This window comes from Nesterenkonia flava (assembly GCF_031432335.1).
GTDB lineage: Bacteria > Actinomycetota > Actinomycetes > Actinomycetales > Micrococcaceae > Nesterenkonia > Nesterenkonia flava.
Map to the genome: position 1 here is coordinate 1 of NZ_JAVKGT010000085.1, position 933 is coordinate 933.

Sequence of the window (933 nt, forward strand, 5' to 3'; positions counted from 1 at the left end):
GAGTGTATGTGCGTGGGGCCGACTACTACCAGCAGCAGGGACGGTGACCTGGACATGTTCACTACTGCTGATTATGAAAAGTTCCGGGCACTGCGGATGACTAACGTCGCTGCCCGGTTCGAAGAGCTCATCACCGATGAGGCCAACGACGAACTCACCCCCGAGCAGATCTTCCTGACTGCCATCGACGACGCCCTGGACCAGCGGCGAGCCAACCGAATCGACAAGCTCATCCAGGGCGCCCAGTTCCCCATCCCTACGGCGAGCATCGCAGAGATTGACTACCGGGAAGGCCGAAGCATCAACCCCACCCGGATGCGCCGCTACGCAGCACACGACTGGAGCACCGAGACCGCGAACCTGCTGATCACCTCACCCACCGGCGGAGGCAAGACCTATATCGCCTGCGCCATCGGGGTCGCCGCTTGCCATAATGAGCACCAGGTGATCTACACCAGGATGGATGAACTGGCCCGCAAACTGATCATCGCCCGCGGCGACGGCATAGCGCACCAAGCGCTGCTGACCAAGCTCTCAGAAGCAGACCTGCTGGTCATTGATGACTTCCTCACCGTGGGCATCGACCCCGAGGCCGCCAACGACCTCTTCGCCATCCTGGCCAACCGCGAACACCGGGCAGCCACCATGATCGCCAGCCAGACCAGTCCCGGTTACTGGGCCCAGACACTGCCCGACAGAGTCGCCGCCGACTCCATCGTCAACAGGCTGGCCAACAACGCCCGGACAATCAACCTCGGCGAAGTCGACATGCGCCGCCACCGCGGCGAACAAGCCCGAGCAGCCGCCGGATACTGGGAATAGCATCACACCATGAACACTCCGGTGGCCGGGCCGACAACCACGCGCTACCCGGTCACCGGAACACCGCTTACAACTACGCAGACCACCGCTTCCAACTCCGGCTATCCGCCA

General features: G+C 62.6%; 1 protein-coding gene. It reads left to right on the top strand.

Translation table 11 applies throughout. The features are described 5' to 3' along the window. Positions 1 to 822 (top strand): ATP-binding protein (locus tag RH857_RS13565; RefSeq protein WP_310538505.1); only part of this gene is annotated, 822 nt, incomplete at its 5' end. Positions 823 to 933 lie beyond the last annotated feature (111 nt).